General features: G+C 63.8%; 1 pseudogene. It reads left to right on the plus strand.

The features are described 5' to 3' along the window. A pseudogene (locus MOV80_RS23305) lies at positions 1–558 on the plus strand (hypothetical protein); the annotation flags it as partial.

Here is a 558-nt window from a genome sequence, read left to right on the forward strand (position 1 = left end):
GCCGCGCTGAAGGCCGGCGTGGCGCCGGCCCTGATCGTCGACGCCCAGCGCGACGCGGTGACCCGGATCGAACACGATGCATTGGGACGGCAGAACCGCATCTTCGACGCCGAAGGCGGCGTCGAGCGGATGGCGTATGATTCCTTTAGCAACAAGTTGAAATACTTCAGCAAACTGGGCGGAATCTACCACTACGTCTACGACGCGCAGGGTCGGGTACTCAAAGAGATCAGTCCGTCGGGCATCGTCAAACGCTTCGAATACGACGGCTTCGGCAACCGCACGCTGCAAGTGGAAGCCGAAGGCAAGCCGGAACAACGCACCACCCGCTACCAGTACGACGCCAACAACCGGTTGATTCGCCAGACCAGCGACACGGTGTCGATCTACACCCTGGACGGCGGCGAAGCCACGGTCAGCCCCAGCCAAAGCTGGCGTTACGACGCCGCCGGCCGGCAGATCGAATTCACCGACGCCAACGGCCAGATCACCCGCAGCCGCTACGACGCGCTGGGCCGTAAAACGGCGGAGCGCAACGGCGACGGCGTGCTCAGCGAG

It is taken from the genome of Chromobacterium sp. IRSSSOUMB001, from assembly GCF_023507765.1.
Classification (GTDB): domain Bacteria; phylum Pseudomonadota; class Gammaproteobacteria; order Burkholderiales; family Chromobacteriaceae; genus Chromobacterium; species Chromobacterium haemolyticum.